The following is a 20,291-nucleotide window of genomic DNA, read 5'->3' as shown; positions in this document are numbered from 1 at the left end:
GAATGTTTCGTTCTGTTTCAAACGTAACAGAACGGAGCATTCCGTTTCAAGTGGTAGGCTGATATTCATGGCGAAGCAGAACGAAACCGCAGATCAGCCCCGGTTGCCCGGTCGTAAGGCGCAGGCCGCGCGCAACGACGGACTGATCCTCGATGCCGCGCGTGCGGTGTTCCTCGATGATCCGAACGCGCCGATCGCCGCTGTCGCCGAACGAGCGGGGGTGGGGATCAGTGCGCTCTATCGGCGTTATCCGAGCAAGGAGGTGTTGCTGCGCACGCTGTGTCACGAAGGGCTGCGGCGGTTCAACGCGGAAGGCGATGCGGCGCTGGCGGAGTCGGATGGGTGGCGGGGGTTCGTGACGTTTCTGGAGCGGGTTGTCGAGGCTGATGTGCACTCGCTGACCGTGCGGCTGGCGGGGACCTTCACTCCGGATGAGTCGATGCTGCCCGACGTGGTGCACTCCGGCCAGGTCGGCGAGGAGCTGGTCCGCCGGGCCCATGCGAGTGGCCGCCTACGTGCTGATGTCGACGCACTCGACCTCGGGCTGATCCTCGAGGCCTGCTCGGCCATCACTATGCCCGACCCGGTGCGGACAGCTGAGCTGCGCCAGCGAATGCTCGCATTGATGGTGGACGGGCTGACCGCAGAGGGCGAGCTCCCAGGCCCGCGCCCTGCTGCGGGCGAGTTCGCTTGGCGTTGGGAACGCAAGTCCTGACCGTGGTGGTGTGCGGCTGGCAGACTTGGCGCAACATCGGTGACTACCACGCGGAGGCGCGTAGTGAACTGGACCCTGGAAGTTGTGATCGTGCCGGTTTCCGATATCGACCGGGCCAAGGATTTCTATGCCGGCCAGCTCGGCTTCACCGTCGACCACGACACGGTGATCTCCGACGACGTGCGGATCGTGCAGCTCACCCCGCCGGGATCGGGCTGCTCGATCGTCATCGGCAAGGGGGCGGTTCCGCACATGCCGCCCGGATCGCTGAAGGGCCTGCAGCTCGTCGTCCCGGACATCAAGCAGGCACATGCCGAACTCGTGGCGCGTGGGGTCGAGGTCACCGAGGTGCAGGAGCTCGGCAAGAATCCGCGGCCGGTCCCGCATCCGCTCGACAATGTGGGCTTCGTCTTCTTCAGCGATCCCGACGGCAACAGCTGGGGTGTCCAGCAGATCTCGAGCCGGGCGGAGTAACCCTCGAGCTGATTTGAACCCTGTCGGCACGGGCCGCTGGGCGGGCACCATGCTCGCATGCTGTTGGAGAAGTTCACCGAAACCGACGAGCGACGGGTTCCGCTGTACCGCCGCCCGGGGTTCCTGCGTGCGCTCTCGCCGATCGCGTTGTTGCTCGTCTGGCAAGTGGGCAGCACCAGCGGGTGGATTCCGCCCAAGAAGCTGCCCGCGCCGTCCGCGGTTCTCGACGCGGGACTCGAGACCTATCGGTCCGGCCAGCTCACCGAGGCACTGCTGGTTTCCGGCCAGCGCGCGCTGTACGGCTTCGCGCTCGGCGCGGTGCTCGCGTTGGTGCTCGGCGTTCTCGCCGGTCTGAGCAAGATCGGTGAGTACGCGGTCGACCCGCCGCTGCAGATGATCCGCACCATCCCGCTGTTCGGTCTGATTCCGCTGTTCATCATCTGGTTCGGCATCGGCGAGGAACCCAAGGTCTACCTGATCGCGCTCGGCGTGTTCTTCCCGCTGTACCTCAACACCTTCTCGGGCATCCGCCAACTCGACCCGAAACTGCTCGAACTCGGCAGCGCCCTGCGCCTCGGCCTCGGCGAACGTCTGCGCCTGCTGATCATCCCCGGCGCCCTGCCGCAGATCCTGGTCGGCGCCCGGCAGAGCCTCGGCATCGCCTGGCTCTCGCTCATCGTGGCCGAACAGATCAATGCCAGTGCGGGTCTCGGCTTCGTCGTCAACAATGCCCGCGAATTCCTGCGCACCGACATCGTCGTCTTCGGCCTGATGGTCTACAGCCTCCTTGGCCTGCTCACCGACTCGCTCGTGCGGCTGCTCGAACGTCGCGCCCTGCGCTGGCGCCCGGCGGTGCACCACTGATGTCCGTTACTTCCGCCGGCTCGAGGACCCACCCCGTCCCGATGGCCGGCCGGCCAGCTACCCGCCGCCGTTCGATTGCGAGGTTCACCTCATGACCGCTGCCGCCACCACTGTCGCCCCCATCGGCTCGCGTGCGGCCGCCGCTCGAATCACCGGTCTCAGCAAGCGATTCGGTGAACGTAGCGTGCTAGACAGGATCGATCTCGAGATCGGCGTCGGCGAGATCGTCGCACTGGTCGGACGCAGCGGATCGGGTAAGTCCACGCTGTTGCGGATCCTCGCCGGGCTCGATACTCCCACTCGCGGTGCGGTTTCCGTCGACGGCAGGCCGACGATCGTCTTTCAGGAACCGCGGTTGATTCCGTGGCAGCCGGTGGTGCGCAATGTCGCGCTCGGCAGGCCGAAACCGCGCAATCGGCGTGCCGACGAGCAGGCCGCGCGTGAGCTGCTCGCCGAGGTCGGCCTCGCCGGTCGCGCCGATGCCTGGCCGCTGACGCTGTCGGGCGGTGAGGCCCAACGTGCCGCGCTGGCACGGGCATTGGTGGCCGAGCCGACCCTGTTGCTGCTCGACGAACCGTTCGGCGCCCTCGACGCCTTGACCCGCCTGACCATGCACGAGCTCCTGCTCGGCTTGCACGCCCAGCGCGAATTCGGCGTTCTGCTCGTGACTCACGATGTGCTGGAAGCGATCACGCTAGCCGACCGAGTGCTGGTACTCGACGAGGGTCGCATCGCCGCCGATGTGCGCATCGACCTGGCACGCCCACGCACCGCCGCCGCACCCGAAGTCGCCGAGTATGCGACCCGGCTGCTCGCGCTACTCGGTGTGACGCACTGACACCACCAGCCGTCGAAGACGCGTCGCGCACTGCGCGACGGAACTCTGTTGTCTCCCACGCACGAAAGTTGTTCCCGTGAAACGCACTCCGAAGTCCCGTCTGACCGGTCTGGCATTCGCCGTCGTCGCCGCGCTCTCCTTGAGCGCCTGCGGCGACGACGTGGCGACCGAGGCCGCGCCGTCGGGGCCGGTCGACCTCAGCACCGTTACGCTGAAAGTCGGTGACCAGAAGGCGATTTCGATCGAGGTGTTGCTGAAGGCGTCGGGCCAATTGGAGAACTTGCCCTACAAGATCGAATTCTCGACCTTCACCGCCGGTCTGCCGCTGGTCGAAGCGGCGAGCGCGGGGGGCATCGACATCGCTCAAACGGGTAATACCCCGGTGATCTTCGGTGCGGCGGCCGACGCCGATATCAAGATCGTCGGTGCGCTTTCGGCGACCGGTAAAGGCGACGCGATCCTGGTCGGCAAGGACTCGGCGATCGGTTCCGTCGCAGCGCTCAAAGGCAAGAAGGTCGCTGTCTACAAGGGCAGTTCGGCCAACGCGAACCTGCTCCTGCAACTGCAGAAGGCGGGTCTGTCGCTGAGCGATATCGAGCCGGTCTACCTCGCCCCCGGCGATGGCTACACCGCGCTCACCCGCGGTGACGTCGACGCCTGGGCCACCTGGGATCCCTACACCGCCATCGCCGAAAAGGAGTCCGGCGCCAAGTCGATCGCCACCGCCGACCAGGCCGCCAACGGCTACAACTTCTGGGTCGCGGGCAACAAAACCGTCGCCGACGCGGGCAAATCGGCTGCGCTGGCCGACTTCTTCCAGCGCTATGCCGCGGCGACGAAATGGTCCTCGGACAATCTGGACACCTGGTCGACCAAGTACGCCGAACTGACCCAGATCAGCGTGGATGCCTCCCGCACCACCTGGACCCGCTCGATCAAGGAGCCGATCACGCTGTCCGATCAGGTCATTGCCTCGGAACAGGAGATCGCGGACGCGTTCACCGAGGCCAAGGCTATTCCGGGGAAGGTCGACTTCGAGTCCTTTGTCGATACTCGGTTCGACAAAGGGTAGAGGGGGATCGGGGGTACCCGGGCCGGGGCGTTGACGCGACGGCGACGGATCGGGGTTGCCGGGTGGCGGGCCCGGTGTTGGGTAGGTTGAGCGGTGGATCGCGTGCTACTGATCCGGATACCGGAGGTGACCAGGGATCGGGTGAGGTGGCGTGGTGGGTGAGACGACGCAGACGTACGGCGCGATCAGGTGGGTCATGCTCGGCGTGCTGTGCGCGAGTCTGTTGCTGGTGGCGATGGATGCCACCATCCTCAATGTGGCGTTGCCGTCGCTGATCGAGGATCTGCAGGTCGGGCCGCTGGAACAGCTGTGGATCATCGACATCTACGGGCTCGTACTCGGCGGGCTGCTCATCACCACCGGTGCGCTCGGGGATCGGGTGGGGCGAAAACTGTTGTTCATCAGCGGTTTCGTGCTGTTCGGTATCGCTTCGGTGGTCGCGGCTACGGCGGGGAGCGCGGCCCAGCTGATCGGTGGGCGGGTGCTGCTCGGGATCGGCGGGGCGATGGTGATGCCGTCGACGCTGTCGCTGATCCGCAATATCTTCATCGACGCGCGCGAACGCACCATGGCCATCGGGATCTGGGCCGCGGTCGCGGGGGTCGGTGCCACTGTCGGACCTATCGTCGGCGGGTTCCTCGTCGAGCATTTCGGGTGGGCGTCCGCGTTCTGGCTCAATGTGCCGGTGGTGCTCGTGACGGTCGTGGTCGGGCTGTGGGTGCTGCCGGAATACCGTGCGCCACAGGCGGGCAACCTCGACTGGTTCGCCGCCGCGCTCTCGGTCGCGGGCATCGTCTGCCTGGCCTGGGGAATCAAGCACCTCGCGAAAGGTGAAGCGAGCGTGGTGGACTGGGTGATCCTGATCATCGGCATCGCCGCACTGGCCTGGTTCACCCGTCGCCAGCTCACCGCCACCGACCCGCTGCTGGACGTGCGCCTGTTCCGCAACGGCGCGTTCACCGCGGCCGCCGTCGCGACCCTGCTTGCCATGATGGCGATCGGCGCGGCCATGTTCCTGATCTCGCTGTGGCTCCAATATGTCCACGGCTACAGCCCTTCGCAGGCGGGTATCCGGATGTTGCCCGCCGCGCTCACTCTCCTCACTGCCTCGCTACTGACACCGATACTGATGGAGAAGATCGGTGTCCGCGCGGTGCTCGGCGTCGGTCTCGGCGCGGTCGCCCTCGGCTTCCTGCTCCTGGCGGTGAGTCCGGAACCCACCACCTATCCGGTGGTCGCGCTGGTCCTGGTGTCCTTCGGCCTCGGCGACGGCATGGCTGTCACCGCGGCGGCAGCCGTCCTCGTGGGCGCCGTCCCCGCCGACCGTGCCGGCCAAGCGGGCGCGGTGGAGGAGACCAACTACGAGGTCGGCGTCGGTTTCGGCGTCGCCCTGCTCGGCAGCCTGCACGCCAGAATATTCAGCCAGCACATGACAGATCTACCCGTGCCCGCCGACCGCCTCGACCAGGCGAGCGGTTCGATCGGTGGCGCCGCCGAGGTAGCCGCCGACCTGCCCGAACCGGCCCACACCCAGCTGGCCCAAGCCTCGACCCATGCCTTCGACGTCGCCCTCACCACCACGTCCTACATCTCCGCCGCGGTGGTAGCCGTCGTCACCGTCGTCACCGTCTGGCTCGTCCCCAAGGGCTTCCGCGTCACCGGCGGCCACTGAACCTGCGGGTCCACCCTTGACGCAACCCGAAGGTTGCAATATTGTGAGTAGCAACCAATCGGTTGCTATATAGAGGAGGCGTCATGGGATTCCCTGATCAGATCGTGCGGACTGTCGAGCTCGCGCACCCGCCGCAGAAGGTATGGGCGGCACTGACAACGGCCGAGGGGCTCGGGAGCTGGTTCGGAAATACCGCCACTATCGATCTGCGACCCGGGGGTGCGGCGCGGATGACGTGGAACGAGGGCGGGCACGTCGCGAACATGCGGGTCGAGCGGGTGGAGGAGGCGACCGTGTTCGGCTACACCTGGCCGATCTATGGATTGCCCGACGATGACCCGCGACGAACCTACGTGGAGTTCACGCTCGAGCCGGTCGGTGCTGGGACACGGCTGACCGTCGTCGAGACCGGGTTCGCGCAGCTGTCCGACGATGCCTACAAGGAGGCGTTCGAGGGCAATGTCGGTGGCTGGAAGAGCGAACTGGGTGAGCTGGTCGAGTACCTCGATGCGGCCTGAGTTAGAGGAGACCGCCGAACGGGTCTTCGTCGCGCTGGCGGATCCGAGCAGACGAGCGGTGCTGGCCGCCCTCGCCGCCGACGGGCCCGCCACCGCGACAGACCTTGCCGATCGCCTGCCCATCACCCGGCAGGCGATCGCCAAACACCTTGTCCTGCTGGCAGACGCGGGTCTGGTGATCGCGGAACCGGGGGAGCGGCGCCGAGTGCGCTACCGCCTCGACTCCGCCCCCATGCAAGTGGCCCAGCAGTTTCTGGCCGCCATGGCCCGTGACTGGGACGGGCCGTTCGACGCCCTCCGGCGACATCTGGACGGCTGAACCGAAGGAAAAGCAATGAGCGACAAGAACTTCACCGCGAGCACCACCGTCGACTCGACCCCAGGGGAAGCGTTCGCGGCGATCAACAATGTGCGCGGCTGGTGGAACGAGACGATCGAAGGCACTTCGGGCACCGTCGGCGACAGCTACCGGTTCGAGGTCCCCGGCGCGCACCGCTGCACCATGACCACCACCGAGTCGATTCCCGGCAAGCGCCTGGTCTGGCACGTCACCGACACTTACATATCCTTCATCGACGACACCGCCGAATGGGAGGACACCGACGTGGTTTTCGACATCGTCGAACGCGACGGCGGCACCGAGATCCGTTTCACCCATGTGGGTTTGCGCCCGGCCGACGAATGTTACGAGGTGTGTGCCAATGCCTGGGGCGGCTACATCACCAAGAGCCTGCACGAGCTGATCACCACCGGCACCGGTGACCCGTTCCACACCGACAGCACCTTCGATTCCGAACTGCTCGAGCACGGCAACACCGACCTGGTGAAGTCGCGCCCCTGAGTCGCTAGCGCGGTGCCAGCAGCAGCGTCTGGGTGCTGCGACCCAGGGGCCCGGTCTCGTCGAAGAGCGCGGATTCGGCGAGACCGATGCCGTGCGGTTGCGGATGGGTGACCGCGTCGAGGCACACCCATTCGCCGACCGGCTGACGATGCAGCGTGACGGTTAGATCGGTATTGATGAACAGGTACTTCGACCAGTCGAGGACGGCACTCACACCATTGCCGGAATCGGCGGCCGCGAGAGCGCGCTCGAGCGGGCTCGCAGTGGTGCCCGCGACGATCGGGTACTTCAACCGGATCCAGCAGACCGCGGGGCCCGGCTCATCGAAAGACCCGGTAGCGAAGCGATATTCGATGCCGGTGTGGAATCCCACCTCGTGATCGGTCGGGAACGGCGACGGCTCGGTCGTGGTGGGTAGCGGCCTCGTGCCTGTCGGCAGGAACTCGGCCGGCAGATCGAGGGCGGGCTCGGCGAGCTTGAGCCGCCACGCGTTCGCCCGCATCACCGGGCCACGCTCCGACGACAGGGTCGCCTCGATCAGTTCGACACTGCGCCCCGATCGCACCACCTTCGCCTGCGCGGTGAGCGGAGCCAGCGGCACCGGCCCGAGAATCTCGACGGCGACCCGCCCGACCTGGAATCCCGGCCGCGGCTCGCAACGCTCGATCACGTGGCCGAGCAGCGCCGACGGGGGTCCCGCGTGCTGCGCGTCGGGTGACCACGGGCCCCGTGTCAGTTCGGTGGAAACGAACCGATTCGGGTCCGACGGGTCGGGGAGATAGAACGCATCGGCCATATCGCCGACGCTACCGCAGCACCGCCGACCCGGAACAAGCCGCGGTGCCGCTCGCGACTGCCCGCCCGGTCGTGACCGGGCGGGCAGCGGCGGATCAGACGATGGGCAGGTAGACCTGGCTGCCGTGGTCGGCGAACTCGGCGGACTTCTCCGCCATGCCCGCCTCGATGGCGGCCACATCGGTCAGCCCCTGCTTCTCCGCGTACTCGCGCACATCGGCGGAGATACGCATCGAGCAGAACTTCGGACCGCACATCGAGCAGAAGTGGGCGGTCTTGGCGGGCTCGGCAGGCATGGTCTCGTCGTGGTACTCCCGGGCGGTGTCGGGATCGAGCGAGAGCGCGAACTGGTCGTGCCAGCGGAATTCGAAACGGGCCTTGGACAATTCGTTGTCGCGGTCCTGGGCATGCGGGTGGCCCTTGGCGAGGTCGGCGGCGTGGGCGGCGATCTTGTAGGTGATCACGCCGACCTTGACGTCGTCGCGGTTGGGCAGGCCGAGGTGCTCCTTGGGGGTGACGTAGCAGAGCATCGCGGTACCCGCCTGGGCGATGATCGCGGCGCCGATGGCCGAGGTGATGTGGTCGTAGGCGGGCGCGATATCGGTGGCCAGCGGGCCGAGGGTGTAGAACGGTGCCTCTTCGCACAGCTCTTCCTCGAGGCGGACGTTCTCGACGATCTTGTGCATCGGCACGTGGCCGGGACCTTCGATCATCACCTGCACGCCATAGGATTTCGCGATCTTGGTGAGCTCGCCGAGGGTGCGCAGCTCGGCGAACTGGGCTTCGTCGTTGGCGTCGGCGATGGAGCCCGGACGCAGGCCGTCACCGAGGGAGAAGGTGACGTCGTAGCGCGCCAGGATCTCGCAGAGTTCACGGAAGTGCGTGTACAGGAACGATTCCTGGTGATGCGCCAAACACCAAGCCGCCATGATGGATCCGCCGCGCGAGACGATGCCGGTGACGCGCTTGGCGGTGAGCGGGATATAGCGAAGCAGCACGCCCGCGTGCACGGTCATGTAGTCGACACCCTGCTCGCACTGCTCGATCACGGTGTCGCGGTACATCTCCCAGGTGAGCTTGGTGGGATCACCGTTCACCTTCTCGAGGGCCTGGTAGATCGGCACGGTGCCGATCGGGACCGGCGAATTGCGCAGGATCCACTCGCGGGTCTCGTGGATGTTCTTGCCGGTGGACAGGTCCATGATGGTGTCGGCGCCCCAGCGCGCGGCCCACACCATCTTCTCGACTTCCTCGGCGATCGACGACGACACCGCCGAGTTGCCGATATTGGCATTGATCTTGACCAGGAACTTCTTGCCGATGATCGTCGGCTCCAGCTCCGGGTGATTGTGGTTGGCCGGAATCACCGCGCGACCGAGCGCGACCTCGTCACGCACCAGCTCGGGCGAGACGCCTTCACGGGCGGCGATGAACCGCATCTCGGGGGTGATGATGCCCTCACGAGCCCAGTGCAGCTGGGTGCGCGGGCCGTCGACGGTGGGCTTTTCCCATTCGTCACGCAGTTTCGGCAGCCCGGCCTCGAGGTCGATCACCGCGTTGCCGTCGGTGTACGGCCCCGAAGTATCGAAGACATCGAAATGATCGCCGTTGGTGAGATTGATCCGGCGAACGGGGATGCGCAGGTCGTCTACCTGCTGATAGTGCTTGACGCTGCCCTGGATCGGACCGGTGGTGACGGTATCGACCGTCCTGTCAGAAGACGTGTTCGAGCCCATGCGTGTTCCTCCCTACGCCGGCATTACCCGGTCAGGTTCATACGGTCGACGGCCCTGACGCCCGATTGGGCTAGCCGTCCTCTCAGCCCGCTGGTGCGAGCCCCCGTGCTTGTTCGAGCGCTGCCGCGAGCCCCTCCTCGAGGTCGGGGCGTGCGTGGCTGTTCGAAGTCTAGGCGTCGAGCTGGTTGTCCGCTAACGAGTGCCGGTTTCGGTCAGCTGCCGTTCAACCGGCGCCGCAGTGTCGTCGGACTCGGCCAATCCGAACTTGCTGTGCAGCACCACCAGTGGCTTCGGCGCCCACCAGTTCCAGGTGCCCATCATTCGCATGAGTGCCGGTGCGAGCAGGCCGCGGATGACCGTCGCGTCGCTGATCACCGCGAGCGCGCAGCCGAGACCGAACAGTTTCATCATCGACACACCGGAGGTGGCGACGCCGAGGAACACGATGCTCATCAGCAACGCCGCGGCGGTGAAAATGCGCCCGGTCCTGGCCACCCCCATCGCGACGGCCTGGGTATTGCCCTCGGTGGTCTTCGGCCCGGCCAGCCATTCCTCGCGGATGCGCGAGAGCAGGAAGACCTCATAGTCCATCGACGCGCCGAAGGCCAGGCTGAACATGAGGATGGGCATGGCCAGGTTGAGGGTGCCGGTGGCGGTGAAGCCGAGCAGTTCCGACAGGTGGCCTTCCTGGAAGATCCACACCATCGCGCCGAAGGTCGCCGCCAGCGACAGGATATTGAGGATCAGCGCCTTGATCGGCAGCACCACGCTGCCGGTGAACAGGAACAGCAGCACCAGCGTGGTGAGCGCGATCAGCGCGCCCGCCAGTGGCAGTTTGCCGGTGATCGCGTCGACCGAGTCCTGGTTGAGTGCGGCCGGGCCGGTGATCAGGGCCTTCGACGGCGCGGGGACGGCGCGCAGGGCGTCGAGTTGGGCCCCGCCCGCGTCGGAGTAGGGGTCGAGGGCGGTGCCGACCGACAGGTACGCACCGTGCCGCGCGTCCGTCATCTCGGGTACGCCGGCAGCCACTCGCATCCCGTTGCGGTACACCGCCGCGCTGCTGAGGACTGCGGGTACGTCGGGCACCTTGGACAGGTCGCGGGCATAGGTGTCGAGTTCTGCTGCGCTGCCACGGAATTCGGGCAGCACGATGGTCGCGCTCGAGGCGAGGTCGGCGTCGAAGTCGGTGCGCAGGATGTCGCCCACCTCGCGACTGGCGACATCGGTGGGCAGCGCCCGGTCGTCGGGATAGCCGAACTGGACACCGAGGAACGGCGAGCCGAGCAACAGCAGGAACGCGGTGGTGGCCAGCGCGATCGACATCGGCCGCTTCATCACCGCGATGACGAGGCGATACCAAAATGTCTGGCGCGGTTCCTTTTCCGTGCGAGGTGCCAGCCGGAACAGCCGTCGCATCGGCGCCCGCAGGTCGCCCGCGTCGATGCGATCGCCGACCAGGATGAGCAGCGCGGGCAGCACGATCACCGCGGCGGCCGCGGCGGCGGCGACCACGGCGATGCCCGCATAGGCGAACGACTTGAAGAAGTACTGCGGGAACACCAGCAGCGCCGACAGCGAGAGTGCGACAACCAGTGCCGAGTACACGACCGTGCGACCGGCGGTCTGGATCGCGCGGGTCACCGCTTTCGTCGGCGTAGCGCCCGCGGTCAACTCTTCGCGATATCGGCTCACGATGAACAGGCTGTAGTCGATCGCCAGCGCGAGTCCGAGTGCGGTGGTCATGTTCAGCGCGAAGATCGACACGTCGGTGAGTGAGGTCAGTACGCGCAGAATGCCCAGTGACGCCGCGATGGCGAACAGCCCGATCGCGATCGGGAGCGCGGCGGCCATCAGACTGCCGAACACCAGGGCCAGCAGCAGACCGGTGATCGGGATCGCGATCGCCTCGGCGATGATCAGATCCTTGCTGATCTGGGTGTTGATATCGGCGAAGGAGGCGGCGAGCCCACCGGCCTTGACCGTGACCGGACCGCTCTCCACCTGCAGTTCTTCGCTCAGCATCGCCGCCCGAACGGGCAGTTCGGCGTCGTCGCCCTCGATGCTGGCCAGGATCAGCGCGTGCTTGCGATCCTTGCTGAGCATCGCCTGTTTGAGATCGGGGCGCGCCGTCCAATACGACTGCACGCCGCTGACGATCTCGGGATGGCTGTCGAGGACGGCGAGCGCATGGTCGGCGGCCGCGCGGGCGTCCGCGGAATCGGCCACGCCCTCGGCGGAGATCGTCAGGACGTAATTGGGCTCACTGCCGGGGAAGTGCTCGCTCAGGTATTGGCTGGCCTGCACCGAATCGAGATCTTCAGTGACGAATCCGCCCGATTTCATGTGCGAGTGTACGGTTGCGCCGATCGTGCCACTCAGGATCATCAGCAACAGCGCGACCGCGACCACCCACCGTGGTCGGGCAACGGCGGTGTGGGCGATTCTCGTCAACATCGTCGGGCCCTCTTTGTCGGGAACTGCTCGGAAACGGTCGAACCGTCACCGTATCCCGTGCTCAATTGCTCCCGATACCCCCTCGGGGCGGAGGAATGGCGAGTATCATCTCCGCCCCTGGGTGGACGCTACCGGCGACCCGCTGTGGTTAACCCGCGGACGACCCGTTGAAGAGCGCGGCCACCAGCAGGCTGAGGTGATAGGGAACCTGTTCCGCCGAGCTGGGTGCGCAGGGGACCGGGTACGGCCCGCACTCGGCGGCGGCGGGCGCGGCCAGTGGAAGCTGAACGAGGCCGATGACAGCGAGACCGGCCGCGGTGGCGACAAGAGATTTCATGTGGTCAACGTAGGTCGCGGTGGTGGACACCGGCAGACCGGAGTTCTAGGGGCGTGAAGTGTTGTGCGCGGGCAGGATTCGCCCGCTGACCTGGCCGAGGCCGATCCGTCTTCCGGCCGTGCCGGGGGCGGTGGCTGTGATCGTCACCTCATCCGCGTCGGCCAGGAAGGTGCGTGAGTCGGCGCCGATGGTGATGGATTCGGAGCCACTCCAGGACAATTCGATGAACGAGCCGCGTTGTGACGGCTCGGGGCCGGAAATCGTGCCGGAGGCGTAGAGGTCGCCCGGGCGGATCGAGGCGCCGTTGGCGGTGAGGTGGGCCAGCATCTGGGCGGGGGACCAGTACATGCGTGAGTAGGGCGGGTGCGTGACGACCTCGCCGTTCCAGGCGACCGCGAGGTCGATGTCAAGGCCGAAGTCGTCGGTGCCGCGCAGGTAGGGGAGCGGTTCGGGGTCCTGTACCGGAAGCGGTACCCGGGCCTCGGTCAGCGCGGCCAACGGGGTGATCCAGGCCGAGATCGAGGTGGCGAACGATTTGCCGAGGAACGGGCCGAGTGGTTGGTACTCCCAGGCTTGGATATCTCGCGCCGACCAGTCGTTGACCAGGGCGACGCCGAAGACATGCTCGGTGAATTCGTCGACGGTGACCGGTGCGCCGAGGGTGGAGCCGGTTCCGACGACGAAGCCCAATTCGGCCTCGATGTCCAGGCGCGCGGACGGACCGAAATCAGGTGTGCCGGAGGCTGTTCGGCGCTGGCCGCGCGGCCGGATGATCGGCGTATCCGACACGACGACGGTGCCCGCCCTGCCGTGATAGCCCACCGGTAGGTGCCGCCAATTCGGTAGCAGCGGTTCACTGTCCGGCCGGAAGAGCCTGCCGAGATTGGTGGCGTGGTCGATGCTGGCGTAGAAGTCGACGTAATCGCCGATCCGCACCGGCAATGCCATTCGCACCGAAGACACGGGATACACGGTATCGACCGGCAGCGCGGTGTCGGCGAGTGCGCGCAATCTCTCGCGGACCTCGTGCCAGCGGCTGGAACCCTGCGCGAGAAAGGCGTTCAGGTCGGGCCGTGCGAACACCGGATCATCCAGCAGCGCAGCCAGATCGAGCACCATGTCACTCAACCGGCAACCGACCCGGAGTTCACCGTCGGGTGGTGCGAAAACGCCGTAGGGCATGTTCTCCGGCCCGAACAGGGAGTCGGCGGGCACCTCCACGCGCAGCACGCTCATCCGAGCCCTGGCCCGCGACCCGACCAAGTCCACGCATAAGCGGGGTCTTCGCAGGCCAGCGCCCCTTCGCCGAGTTGCAGCGGCCGGAACGTATCCACCATCACCGCCAGTTCGTCGAAGAACTCCGCCCCGATACTGCGTTCGTAGGCGCCCGGTTGTGGGCCGTGCGCGTAACCGCCCGGATGCACCGACACCGAACCCTGAGTGATGCCGGAACCCTTGCGCGCCTCATAGTTTCCGCCGCAATAGAACATGATCTCGTCGGAATCCACATTGGAGTGGTAGTACGGCACCGGAATCGACAGCGGGTGATAGTCCACCTTGCGCGGCACGAAATTGCAGATCACGAAATTGGTGGCCTCGAAGGCCTGATGCACCGGCGGTGGCTGGTGTACGCGGCCGGTCAGCGGTTCGAAATCGGCGATATTGAAGGTGTACGGGTACAGGCAGCCATCCCAGCCGACGACATCGAACGGATGCGTCGCATACGTCATCCTGGTGCCGATCACCTCGTTGCCCGCGCGATGCTTGACCAGCACCTCCACGTCGGTGTCCTCGACGAGCAGCAAGTCGAGTGGTCCGTGCAGATCTCGCTCGCAGTACGGCGAATTCTCCAGTAGCTGACCGAATTTCGACAGGTAGCGCTTGGGTGGGGTGATGTGGCTAGACGCCTCGATCACGTACGCGCGCAACGGTTCCTCGCCCATCGGCAGCCAGCGGTGGGTCGTCGCGCGCGGCATGAGGACCTGATCGCCTTGGCGCACCGGCAGGACCCCGAACACGCTTTCCACCACGGCCGCACCGGATTCCACATACACCAGTTCGTCGCCGATGGCATTGCGGTACAGCGGGGACGCGCCCTTGGCGACCACGTACGAGATCCGTACATCGGCATTCGCCAGCAGCAGTCTGCGCCCGGTCACTGGGTCGGTCGTGCTGGCCGTATCGCCGGGGAACAGCAGCGGCAGCCGCAGATGACGGTGGTGCAGTGGATGATTCGGCGTCAACGTCTGGTCTGGCAGGTCCCAGACGGTCGCGTCGACGATCGCGGGCGGCAGGGCGCGGTGATACAGCAGCGAGGAGTCTCCGGAGAACCCCTCCTCGCCCATCAACTCCTCGTAATAGAGGCTGCCGAACTCATCCCGATGCTGGGTATGCCGCTTCGGCGGCACCGCACCAACCCGGCGGTAGAACATCGACGGCACCTCCCGCTTCGTTGCAGGCTGAAATTTCTCCCTCCAACGTAACCGAGAACGCGTGGAAAATCCGTCAGAATTCGGCGATCACCGGAGCATGATCGCTGGCGCCCTTGCCTTTGCGTTCCTCGCGGTCCACCGACGCGTCCTTGATCTGATCGGCGAGGGCGGGGGAGGCGAGGATGAAGTCGATGCGCATGCCCTCCTTGCGGGGGAAACGCAGCTGCGTGTAGTCCCAGTAGGTGTAGACGCCGGGGCCGGGGGCGAACGGGCGCATCACGTCGCGGAAGCCGAGATCGAGCATGGCCTGGAAGGCGGCGCGCTCGGGCGCGGAGGTGTGGGTCTTGCCGATGAACAGTTCCGGCGCCCAGACATCGTCGTCGGTGGGGGCGATATTCCAGTCGCCGACCAGTGCGATCTTCGCCTCGGGGTCCTCGGTCAGCCAGCCCGCCGCCTTCGCGTGCAGGGTCGAGAGCCAGTTCAGTTTGTAGGTGTAGTGCGGGTCGGCGAGCGCGCGGCCGTTGGGGACATAGAGGCTCCACACCCGCACCCCACCGCAGGTCGCGCCGAGCGCGCGCGCCTCGACCACCGGCGATTCGATCAGCGAATCGCCCGCGTCCTTGTCGAAGCCGGGCTGATCGGGGAACGCGAGCTCGACATCGGTGAGCCCGACCCGCGACACGATCGCGACGCCGTTCCACTGATTGAGCCCCACGTGCGCCACCTCGTACCCCGCGGCCTCGAACTGCTCGAAGGGGAACTGATCATCACGGCACTTGGTCTCCTGCAACGCCAGCACATCGATGTCGTGGCGGTCCAGAAAGGCAATCGCCCGATCGACGCGGGAGCGGATCGAGTTGACGTTCCACGTGGCGAGGCGCACGGTCGGCGGTCCTTTCGATGGGGTGGCGCCAGCCGCTAATGACTCTGACTCTGCGGGGCGGCGTAGCGGTAGGCGTGATGTTCGATGAAGCCGAGGTCGCGGTAGAGGGCGAGGGCGCCCGCGTTGCCTACCTCTACCTGAACGTAGGCGTGGCTCGCGCCCTGCTCGGCGCCCCAGCGGATCAGTTCGGCGCACAGCAGCGCGCCGAGTCCGTTGCGGCGGTGCGCGGTCGCGACGGCCACGCAGGTGAGGCCGACCCAGCGCCGGCCGTCGGGTGCGGTGGTCACCGCGCCGCGGCCGATGGCCAGGGGTTCGGGCAGGCCGAGCGAGGCGAAGCCGAGGGTGCCGTCCAGGACCGAGGTGAGCACCGCGAAATCCGGTTCGCGCACGGTCGGGTCGACGGGGATCTCGCCGCGGTAGCGGTGGGTCCTGAGCCAGCCTTCCTCGGGCTGGTCGGTGATCCGTACCATCGACGGTCCTTGCGGCAGCACGAAATTCGCGATGTCGAGGCCGAGGACCACGGTCTCGCTCCAGGTGTTCCAGGTCGGTGGCACGGGCGCGAGCCGGTCGGGCAGTTGCAGCAGCAACGGCAATCCCTGACTCGTGTACCAGTCGGCGATCTTGTGCATGGTGTCGATCGACAACACCGCGGGCACACCCGACTCACCCAGCGGCACAGCCGAATTCGCCCGTCCGGTGTAGCCGTTGCCCGCCCGCACCAGCCAGCCGTCGATCCACAGGTGCGCGCTGCCCGGCCAGGCCATCGCCGCCGCGGTCTCCAGCGACCGGATCTCCTTGGTCCGAATGGGCCTCGGCCCCAGTGCTTTCAGCGCGACAACGCGATCGGCGGACACCGAGACCAGCTCACCCTCGGCGGTCCGCACCGACGGCGGCGTCAGTGACACCAGTTCGCCGATCACATCGGTGAGCGGCTGTGGATAACCCGCGGGCAGTTGATACCGCATCACCACCCGGCGGCCGAGGGGGATCATGGTTCTCGGCCGCCTTGACTCAGTCGTCATGGCCGAAGGGGTCTGGAACGGTGCCGGGGATCCAGCTCAAACCCGGTGTGCCCCAGCCGTTTCGCTTGATCGCCTTCTTGGCGGCGCGGGCGTTGCGGCCGATCAGCACGTCGACGTAGAGGAAGCCGTCGAGGTGACCGACCTCGTGCTGCAGCATGCGCGCGAAGAAGTCGGTGCCCTCGAGTTCGACGGGCTCGCCGTTCTCGTCGGTCCCGGTGACCTTCGCCCAGTCCGCGCGACCGGTCGGGAACTGCTCGCCGGGCACCGACAGGCAGCCTTCCTCGTCGTCATCGGGGTCGGGCATGGTCTCGGGGATCGCCGAGGTCTCCAGCACCGGGTTCACGACGACACCCTTGCGCCGAATCGGATTGCCGGTGGCGTCGAAGTCGGGGCAGTCGTAGACGAACAGCCGCTTGCCGACGCCCACCTGATTGGCCGCGAGGCCGACACCCTTGGACTCTTCGAGCGTGTCGTACATATCCGCGATCAGCTCGGCCAGCTCCGCGGGGGTCTCCGTCACCTTCGCGGTGGGGGTGTGGAGAACGGGGTCACCGACGATCACGATCGGGAGAATTGCCATGGTCGCCATTATCGCCGCTGGGCCGGGCGGATGATCGGCGGACCCCTGTGGGCCGGGACACCCCTACTGGCTTGGAGTCAACACGCCGTGACATGGGTCGAGGGTTCGGGGGAACCCGTGGTTGAATGACGACGGTATCTACCCATCTCGTGATACTCGGCGAGGGAGCAAGATGGACGGCGCAGCAGCTCGGCACATCTCCGATGGCCCCACTGCGGGCGAACAGGATTCGGCGGCCGACGAGAGCACCGGCCTGAGCCGCCGCGAGCTCGACATCCTCGATTTCGAACGCAAATGGTGGAAATACGCGGGCGCCAAGGAAGACGCGATCCGCGAACTCTTCGCCATGTCGGCCACCAGGTACTACCAGGTCCTCAACGCGATCGTCGACTCCGACGCCGCGCTGGCCGCCGACCCGATGCTGGTCAAGCGGCTGCGCAGGCTGCGGGCGAGCAGGCAGAAGTCGCGTGCCGCCCGCAAACTCGGTTTCCAGGTCTGACATGACGGCCACACACCCACCGTTGCGACTAGGGTTGAGCGGGTGAGCAACCCGAACCCCACCCCCGGCGGCCCGCCGTTGCGCGCGCTGGCGATGGTGTTGATCGCGCTGGCCATTGTCTTCGCCGGTCTGGGTGCGATGTCGCTGTCGAATTCCGATGCCCAGGCTTCGGAATCGGAGCAGACCGAGACCACCACCTCCAGCGCGGTCGCGCAGGCGCCTGCCACCACGAAGGCGCCGACGACCACCAGCGCGGCTGCCGCGACCACCACGACCTCCGTCGCGCCGACGACCACCACCTCCTCGCCCGCGGCGAGTGGCACGGATCAAGCTGTGTCGGTGAAGGTACTGAACAACAGCCTGGTCGCCGGACTGGCCGCGCGCACCGCCAGTGAGCTGGGCGCGGCGGGCTGGACCAATGTGAGCACCGGCAACTACAGCGGCGCGAACCTGACCACCACCACCGTGTACTACGGCGGCGGCGCGGGCGACAAGGCCGCGGCCACCGAGATCGCCGAGCAGGTCGGCGGCACGGTGGCACCCAAGTCGGGGGACACCTCGCCGGGTGTCGTCGTCGTCCTGACCGGTCGCTGAACCGGGCGCGGCACGCGGTGCCGTAGGTCGTGTCGCCGCTGTGGCATCATCTTGAGCGGTATAGCCCCAGTCCGATAAGGAGTCTCCTGATGGCCACGTCGACAACTCGTCGCCCGTCCTGGCGCATTGTGACCCCGGTGCTCGCGGTCGCCGCGTTCGGGCTCGCAGCCTGCACCAACAGCCAGGAGTCGAGTGACGTCAAGGGCACTACGCCGCCGGTGTGGACCAGCTCGGCGGCTCCCGGCGGCGAAACCGGTGAACACGGTGGCGGTCACGCCGCACCGTCGGCCACCGCGGCCCCCGGCCACGGCGAAGAGCAGGGTGGCGTGGCAGACGGCCTGAAGACCTCGCTGAAGAACGGCGCGGGCGCCGAGGTCGGCACCGCGACCATCGTGGCCGAAGGTAGCCACCTGGTCGTCACCGTCGAGGCGCGCGGTCTCACCCCCGGCTTCCACGGCCTGCACTTCCACCAGAACGGCACCTGTGAGGGCGATTTCGCCTCGGCCGGTGGACATCTGCAGGTCGGCGGCGCCACCGCGCACCCCGCCAGCGGTGACCTCACCTCGCTGCAGGTCGGCGCCGACGGCTCCGCGAAGCTGGTCACCCGGACCGACACCGTCACCCTCGACAACATCAAGGGCAAGGCCCTGATCATCCACGGCGGCGCCGACAACTTCGGCAACATCCCGCCGCGCTACACGCGTGAGGGTGGCACCGGCCCGGACGAGACCACCCTGGCCACCGGCGATGCGGGTGCCCGGGTGGCGTGCGGCGTGGTCGGTTAGCGAGTCACGTCATGGCCGGGGCATTCCAGTCGGTTCCGTTTCGCGGCTCGCCCCGGCCGACCATCGGCATCGAATGGGAGATCGCGCTCGTCGACAAGGTGACGCGCGATCTGTCCAACACCGCCTCGGCGGTCTTCGACGCGGTCGGTGACCTGCGCGCCTACGATGGCACCCCGCAGGTCACCAAGGAATTGCTCCGCAACACAGTCGAATTGGTGACCGGCGTGCACGACACGGTCGGTGGCGCGGTGGAAGACCTGCGCGGCACCATGAACGCGGTGCGGCGCGCGGCCGACCCGCTCGGTGTCGACCTGTTCTGCGCGGGCACCCACCCCTTCGCGGCATGGTCGGCCCAACAGCTCACGCGCTCACCGCATTACGACGAACTGATCGAGCGCACCCAGTGGTGGGGCCGCCAGATGCTCATCTGGGGTGTGCACGTGCATGTGGGAGTTTCGCACCGGGACAAGGTCTTTCCGATCCTGAACTCGTTGCTGCTCTCGTATCCGCATCTGCTCGCGCTGTCGGCGTCCTCGCCGATGTGGTCCGGCGACGACACCGGTTACGCGAGCAATCGCGCGCTGATGTTCCAGCAGTTGCCGACCGCGGGGCTGCCGTTCCAGTTCGAGAACTGGCGTCAGTTCGAGGGTTTCGTGCACGACCAGGTGAAGACCGGTGTGTTCGACCAACTCGGCGGCATGCACTGGGACATCAGGCCCGCCCCCAAGTGGGGCACCATCGAGGTGCGGGTGTGTGACGGGCTGTCCAGTCGCGCCGAACTCGCCTCGGTGGCCGCGCTGATCCACTGTCTGATCGTCGACCTCGACCAGCGCCTCGAGAACGGGGAGCAGCTACCTACGCTGCCGCCGTGGCATGTGCAGGAGAACAAATGGCGGGCCGCGCGCTACGGGCTCGACGCGATCATCATCGTCGACGACGCCAGCAATGAGCGTTTGGTCACCGACGATCTGACCGACCTGCTCACCCGGCTCGAGCCGATCGCGAAGCGTCTCGGCTGCGCCGACGAGCTGGCCGCGGTGGCCGAGATTCCTCGCCACGGTGCCTCCTACCAGCGGCAACGCCGGGTCGCCGCGCAGACCCAGGGCGACATGGTCGCGGTCGTCGACGCGCTGGTCCGCGAGCTCGATCAGTAGCGTTCAGCTGCGCACTGGGGCGTCGT

At 66.8% G+C, this 20,291-nt stretch carries 22 protein-coding genes; 13 read left to right on the top strand and 9 right to left on the bottom strand.

What is annotated here, in order from left to right; translation table 11 throughout:
* The first annotated feature begins 67 nt into the window (after nucleotides 1-67).
* The 9 genes from ACQHI0_RS26265 (at nucleotide 68) to ACQHI0_RS26225 (ending at nucleotide 6,994) form a co-directional block, all read left to right on the top strand.
* Nucleotides 68-715 carry a TetR/AcrR family transcriptional regulator gene (locus tag ACQHI0_RS26265; protein ID WP_427904462.1) on the top strand — a complete coding sequence of 216 codons (648 nt, stop codon included), beginning with the start codon at nucleotides 68-70 and terminating at the stop codon, nucleotides 713-715.
* 63 nt (nucleotides 716-778) lie between these two features.
* The gene (locus ACQHI0_RS26260; RefSeq protein ID WP_427904461.1) at nucleotides 779-1,189 is read left to right on the top strand and encodes a VOC family protein; all 411 of its coding nucleotides are present in this window, start codon (nucleotides 779-781) and stop codon (nucleotides 1,187-1,189) included.
* Nucleotides 1,190-1,246: 57 nt separating this feature from the next.
* Nucleotides 1,247-2,053 (top strand): ABC transporter permease, encoded by an 807-nt coding sequence (locus ACQHI0_RS26255; RefSeq protein WP_427904460.1) that lies wholly within the window; start codon nucleotides 1,247-1,249, stop codon nucleotides 2,051-2,053.
* Between the two features lie 91 nt (nucleotides 2,054-2,144).
* Entirely contained in the window at nucleotides 2,145-2,891 is a 747-nt protein-coding gene (locus tag ACQHI0_RS26250) for an ABC transporter ATP-binding protein (protein ID WP_427904459.1), read from the top strand.
* A gap of 76 nt (nucleotides 2,892-2,967) precedes the next feature.
* A complete protein-coding gene (locus ACQHI0_RS26245) occupies nucleotides 2,968-3,963 on the top strand; it encodes an ABC transporter substrate-binding protein (RefSeq protein WP_427904458.1) in 996 nt (331 codons plus the stop codon).
* Nucleotides 3,964-4,117: 154 nt separating this feature from the next.
* The gene (locus ACQHI0_RS26240; RefSeq protein WP_427904457.1) at nucleotides 4,118-5,635 is read left to right on the top strand and encodes an MFS transporter; all 1,518 of its coding nucleotides are present in this window, start codon (nucleotides 4,118-4,120) and stop codon (nucleotides 5,633-5,635) included.
* 83 nt (nucleotides 5,636-5,718) lie between these two features.
* Nucleotides 5,719-6,153 (top strand): SRPBCC domain-containing protein, encoded by a 435-nt coding sequence (locus ACQHI0_RS26235; protein ID WP_427904456.1) that lies wholly within the window; start codon nucleotides 5,719-5,721, stop codon nucleotides 6,151-6,153.
* Nucleotides 6,143-6,472, top strand: coding sequence for an ArsR/SmtB family transcription factor (locus ACQHI0_RS26230; RefSeq protein ID WP_427904455.1), 330 nt, complete (start codon nucleotides 6,143-6,145; stop codon nucleotides 6,470-6,472). The genes ACQHI0_RS26235 and ACQHI0_RS26230 overlap by 11 nt, the downstream gene beginning before the upstream one ends.
* 15 nt (nucleotides 6,473-6,487) lie before the next feature.
* Nucleotides 6,488-6,994, top strand: a complete 507-nt coding sequence (locus tag ACQHI0_RS26225) for an SRPBCC family protein (protein WP_427904454.1) — start codon at nucleotides 6,488-6,490, stop codon at nucleotides 6,992-6,994.
* Nucleotides 6,995-6,998: 4 nt separating this feature from the next.
* Here the strand turns inward: ACQHI0_RS26225 and ACQHI0_RS26220 are convergent, their stop codons facing one another.
* The 9 genes from ACQHI0_RS26220 to ACQHI0_RS26180 all read right to left on the bottom strand — a co-directional run bounded on the left by ACQHI0_RS26220 (nucleotide 6,999) and on the right by ACQHI0_RS26180 (nucleotide 17,233).
* Nucleotides 6,999-7,790: a thioesterase family protein gene (locus ACQHI0_RS26220; protein WP_427904453.1), complete on the bottom strand. Its 792-nt coding sequence runs from the start codon at nucleotides 7,788-7,790 to the stop codon at nucleotides 6,999-7,001.
* Between the two features lie 94 nt (nucleotides 7,791-7,884).
* Entirely contained in the window at nucleotides 7,885-9,525 is a 1,641-nt protein-coding gene (gene thiC / locus ACQHI0_RS26215) for a phosphomethylpyrimidine synthase ThiC (protein ID WP_427904452.1), read from the bottom strand.
* 192 nt (nucleotides 9,526-9,717) lie between these two features.
* On the bottom strand, nucleotides 9,718-11,979 hold the full coding sequence (locus ACQHI0_RS26210; RefSeq protein ID WP_427904451.1) for an MMPL family transporter: 2,262 nt from the start codon (nucleotides 11,977-11,979) through the stop codon (nucleotides 9,718-9,720).
* Nucleotides 11,980-12,127: 148 nt separating this feature from the next.
* Nucleotides 12,128-12,316, bottom strand: coding sequence for a hypothetical protein (locus ACQHI0_RS26205; RefSeq protein WP_427904450.1), 189 nt, complete (start codon nucleotides 12,314-12,316; stop codon nucleotides 12,128-12,130).
* Between the two features lie 45 nt (nucleotides 12,317-12,361).
* On the bottom strand, nucleotides 12,362-13,552 hold the full coding sequence (fahA, locus tag ACQHI0_RS26200; protein WP_427904449.1) for a fumarylacetoacetase: 1,191 nt from the start codon (nucleotides 13,550-13,552) through the stop codon (nucleotides 12,362-12,364).
* Complete coding sequence (locus ACQHI0_RS26195) at nucleotides 13,549-14,748, bottom strand: homogentisate 1,2-dioxygenase (protein WP_427904448.1); 1,200 nt, start codon at nucleotides 14,746-14,748, stop codon at nucleotides 13,549-13,551. Before ACQHI0_RS26195 ends, fahA begins: the two co-directional genes overlap by 4 nt.
* Nucleotides 14,749-14,821: 73 nt before the next feature.
* Complete coding sequence (locus ACQHI0_RS26190; protein ID WP_427904447.1) at nucleotides 14,822-15,631, bottom strand: exodeoxyribonuclease III; 810 nt, start codon at nucleotides 15,629-15,631, stop codon at nucleotides 14,822-14,824.
* Nucleotides 15,632-15,666: 35 nt separating this feature from the next.
* Nucleotides 15,667-16,653: an N-acetylglutamate synthase, CG3035 family gene (locus ACQHI0_RS26185; RefSeq protein ID WP_427904446.1), complete on the bottom strand. Its 987-nt coding sequence runs from the start codon at nucleotides 16,651-16,653 to the stop codon at nucleotides 15,667-15,669.
* Nucleotides 16,643-17,233, bottom strand: coding sequence for a peptide deformylase (locus ACQHI0_RS26180; protein ID WP_427904445.1), 591 nt, complete (start codon nucleotides 17,231-17,233; stop codon nucleotides 16,643-16,645). Before ACQHI0_RS26180 ends, ACQHI0_RS26185 begins: the two co-directional genes overlap by 11 nt.
* A 172-nt stretch (nucleotides 17,234-17,405) precedes the next feature.
* Between ACQHI0_RS26180 and ACQHI0_RS26175 the strand changes: the two genes are divergently transcribed.
* From ACQHI0_RS26175 to ACQHI0_RS26160, 4 genes are all read left to right on the top strand, one after another.
* Complete coding sequence (locus tag ACQHI0_RS26175; RefSeq protein WP_427904444.1) at nucleotides 17,406-17,732, top strand: DUF3263 domain-containing protein; 327 nt, start codon at nucleotides 17,406-17,408, stop codon at nucleotides 17,730-17,732.
* Between the two features lie 42 nt (nucleotides 17,733-17,774).
* Nucleotides 17,775-18,326 carry a LytR C-terminal domain-containing protein gene (locus ACQHI0_RS26170; protein ID WP_427904443.1) on the top strand — a complete coding sequence of 184 codons (552 nt, stop codon included), beginning with the start codon at nucleotides 17,775-17,777 and terminating at the stop codon, nucleotides 18,324-18,326.
* Between the two features lie 89 nt (nucleotides 18,327-18,415).
* Nucleotides 18,416-19,111, top strand: a complete 696-nt coding sequence (gene sodC / locus ACQHI0_RS26165; RefSeq protein ID WP_427904442.1) for a superoxide dismutase[Cu-Zn] — start codon at nucleotides 18,416-18,418, stop codon at nucleotides 19,109-19,111.
* A gap of 11 nt (nucleotides 19,112-19,122) precedes the next feature.
* Nucleotides 19,123-20,265 (top strand): glutamate--cysteine ligase, encoded by a 1,143-nt coding sequence (locus tag ACQHI0_RS26160; RefSeq protein ID WP_427904441.1) that lies wholly within the window; start codon nucleotides 19,123-19,125, stop codon nucleotides 20,263-20,265.
* The last annotated feature ends 26 nt before the right edge of the window (nucleotides 20,266-20,291 follow it).

This window comes from Nocardia sp. FBN12, from assembly GCF_050320175.1.
Classification (GTDB): domain Bacteria; phylum Actinomycetota; class Actinomycetes; order Mycobacteriales; family Mycobacteriaceae; genus Nocardia.
This window is presented reverse-complemented; position numbering and strand designations above follow the sequence as displayed.

Coding starts and splice junctions, on each gene's coding strand:
- ACQHI0_RS26265 (WP_427904462.1), top strand. CDS start 68: ATGGCGAAGCAGAACGAAACCGCAGATCAGCCCCGGTTGCCCGGTCGT.
- ACQHI0_RS26255 (WP_427904460.1), top strand. CDS start 1,247: ATGCTGTTGGAGAAGTTCACCGAAACCGACGAGCGACGGGTTCCGCTG.
- ACQHI0_RS26250 (WP_427904459.1), top strand. CDS start 2,145: ATGACCGCTGCCGCCACCACTGTCGCCCCCATCGGCTCGCGTGCGGCC.
- ACQHI0_RS26235 (WP_427904456.1), top strand. CDS start 5,719: ATGGGATTCCCTGATCAGATCGTGCGGACTGTCGAGCTCGCGCACCCG.
- ACQHI0_RS26230 (WP_427904455.1), top strand. CDS start 6,143: ATGCGGCCTGAGTTAGAGGAGACCGCCGAACGGGTCTTCGTCGCGCTG.
- ACQHI0_RS26225 (WP_427904454.1), top strand. CDS start 6,488: ATGAGCGACAAGAACTTCACCGCGAGCACCACCGTCGACTCGACCCCA.
- ACQHI0_RS26220 (WP_427904453.1), bottom strand. CDS start 7,790: ATGGCCGATGCGTTCTATCTCCCCGACCCGTCGGACCCGAATCGGTTC.
- thiC (WP_427904452.1), bottom strand. CDS start 9,525: ATGGGCTCGAACACGTCTTCTGACAGGACGGTCGATACCGTCACCACC.
- ACQHI0_RS26210 (WP_427904451.1), bottom strand. CDS start 11,979: ATGTTGACGAGAATCGCCCACACCGCCGTTGCCCGACCACGGTGGGTG.
- ACQHI0_RS26205 (WP_427904450.1), bottom strand. CDS start 12,316: ATGAAATCTCTTGTCGCCACCGCGGCCGGTCTCGCTGTCATCGGCCTC.
- fahA (WP_427904449.1), bottom strand. CDS start 13,552: ATGAGCGTGCTGCGCGTGGAGGTGCCCGCCGACTCCCTGTTCGGGCCG.
- ACQHI0_RS26195 (WP_427904448.1), bottom strand. CDS start 14,748: ATGTTCTACCGCCGGGTTGGTGCGGTGCCGCCGAAGCGGCATACCCAG.
- ACQHI0_RS26185 (WP_427904446.1), bottom strand. CDS start 16,653: ATGACGACTGAGTCAAGGCGGCCGAGAACCATGATCCCCCTCGGCCGC.
- ACQHI0_RS26180 (WP_427904445.1), bottom strand. CDS start 17,233: ATGGCAATTCTCCCGATCGTGATCGTCGGTGACCCCGTTCTCCACACC.
- ACQHI0_RS26175 (WP_427904444.1), top strand. CDS start 17,406: ATGGACGGCGCAGCAGCTCGGCACATCTCCGATGGCCCCACTGCGGGC.
- sodC (WP_427904442.1), top strand. CDS start 18,416: ATGGCCACGTCGACAACTCGTCGCCCGTCCTGGCGCATTGTGACCCCG.
- ACQHI0_RS26160 (WP_427904441.1), top strand. CDS start 19,123: ATGGCCGGGGCATTCCAGTCGGTTCCGTTTCGCGGCTCGCCCCGGCCG.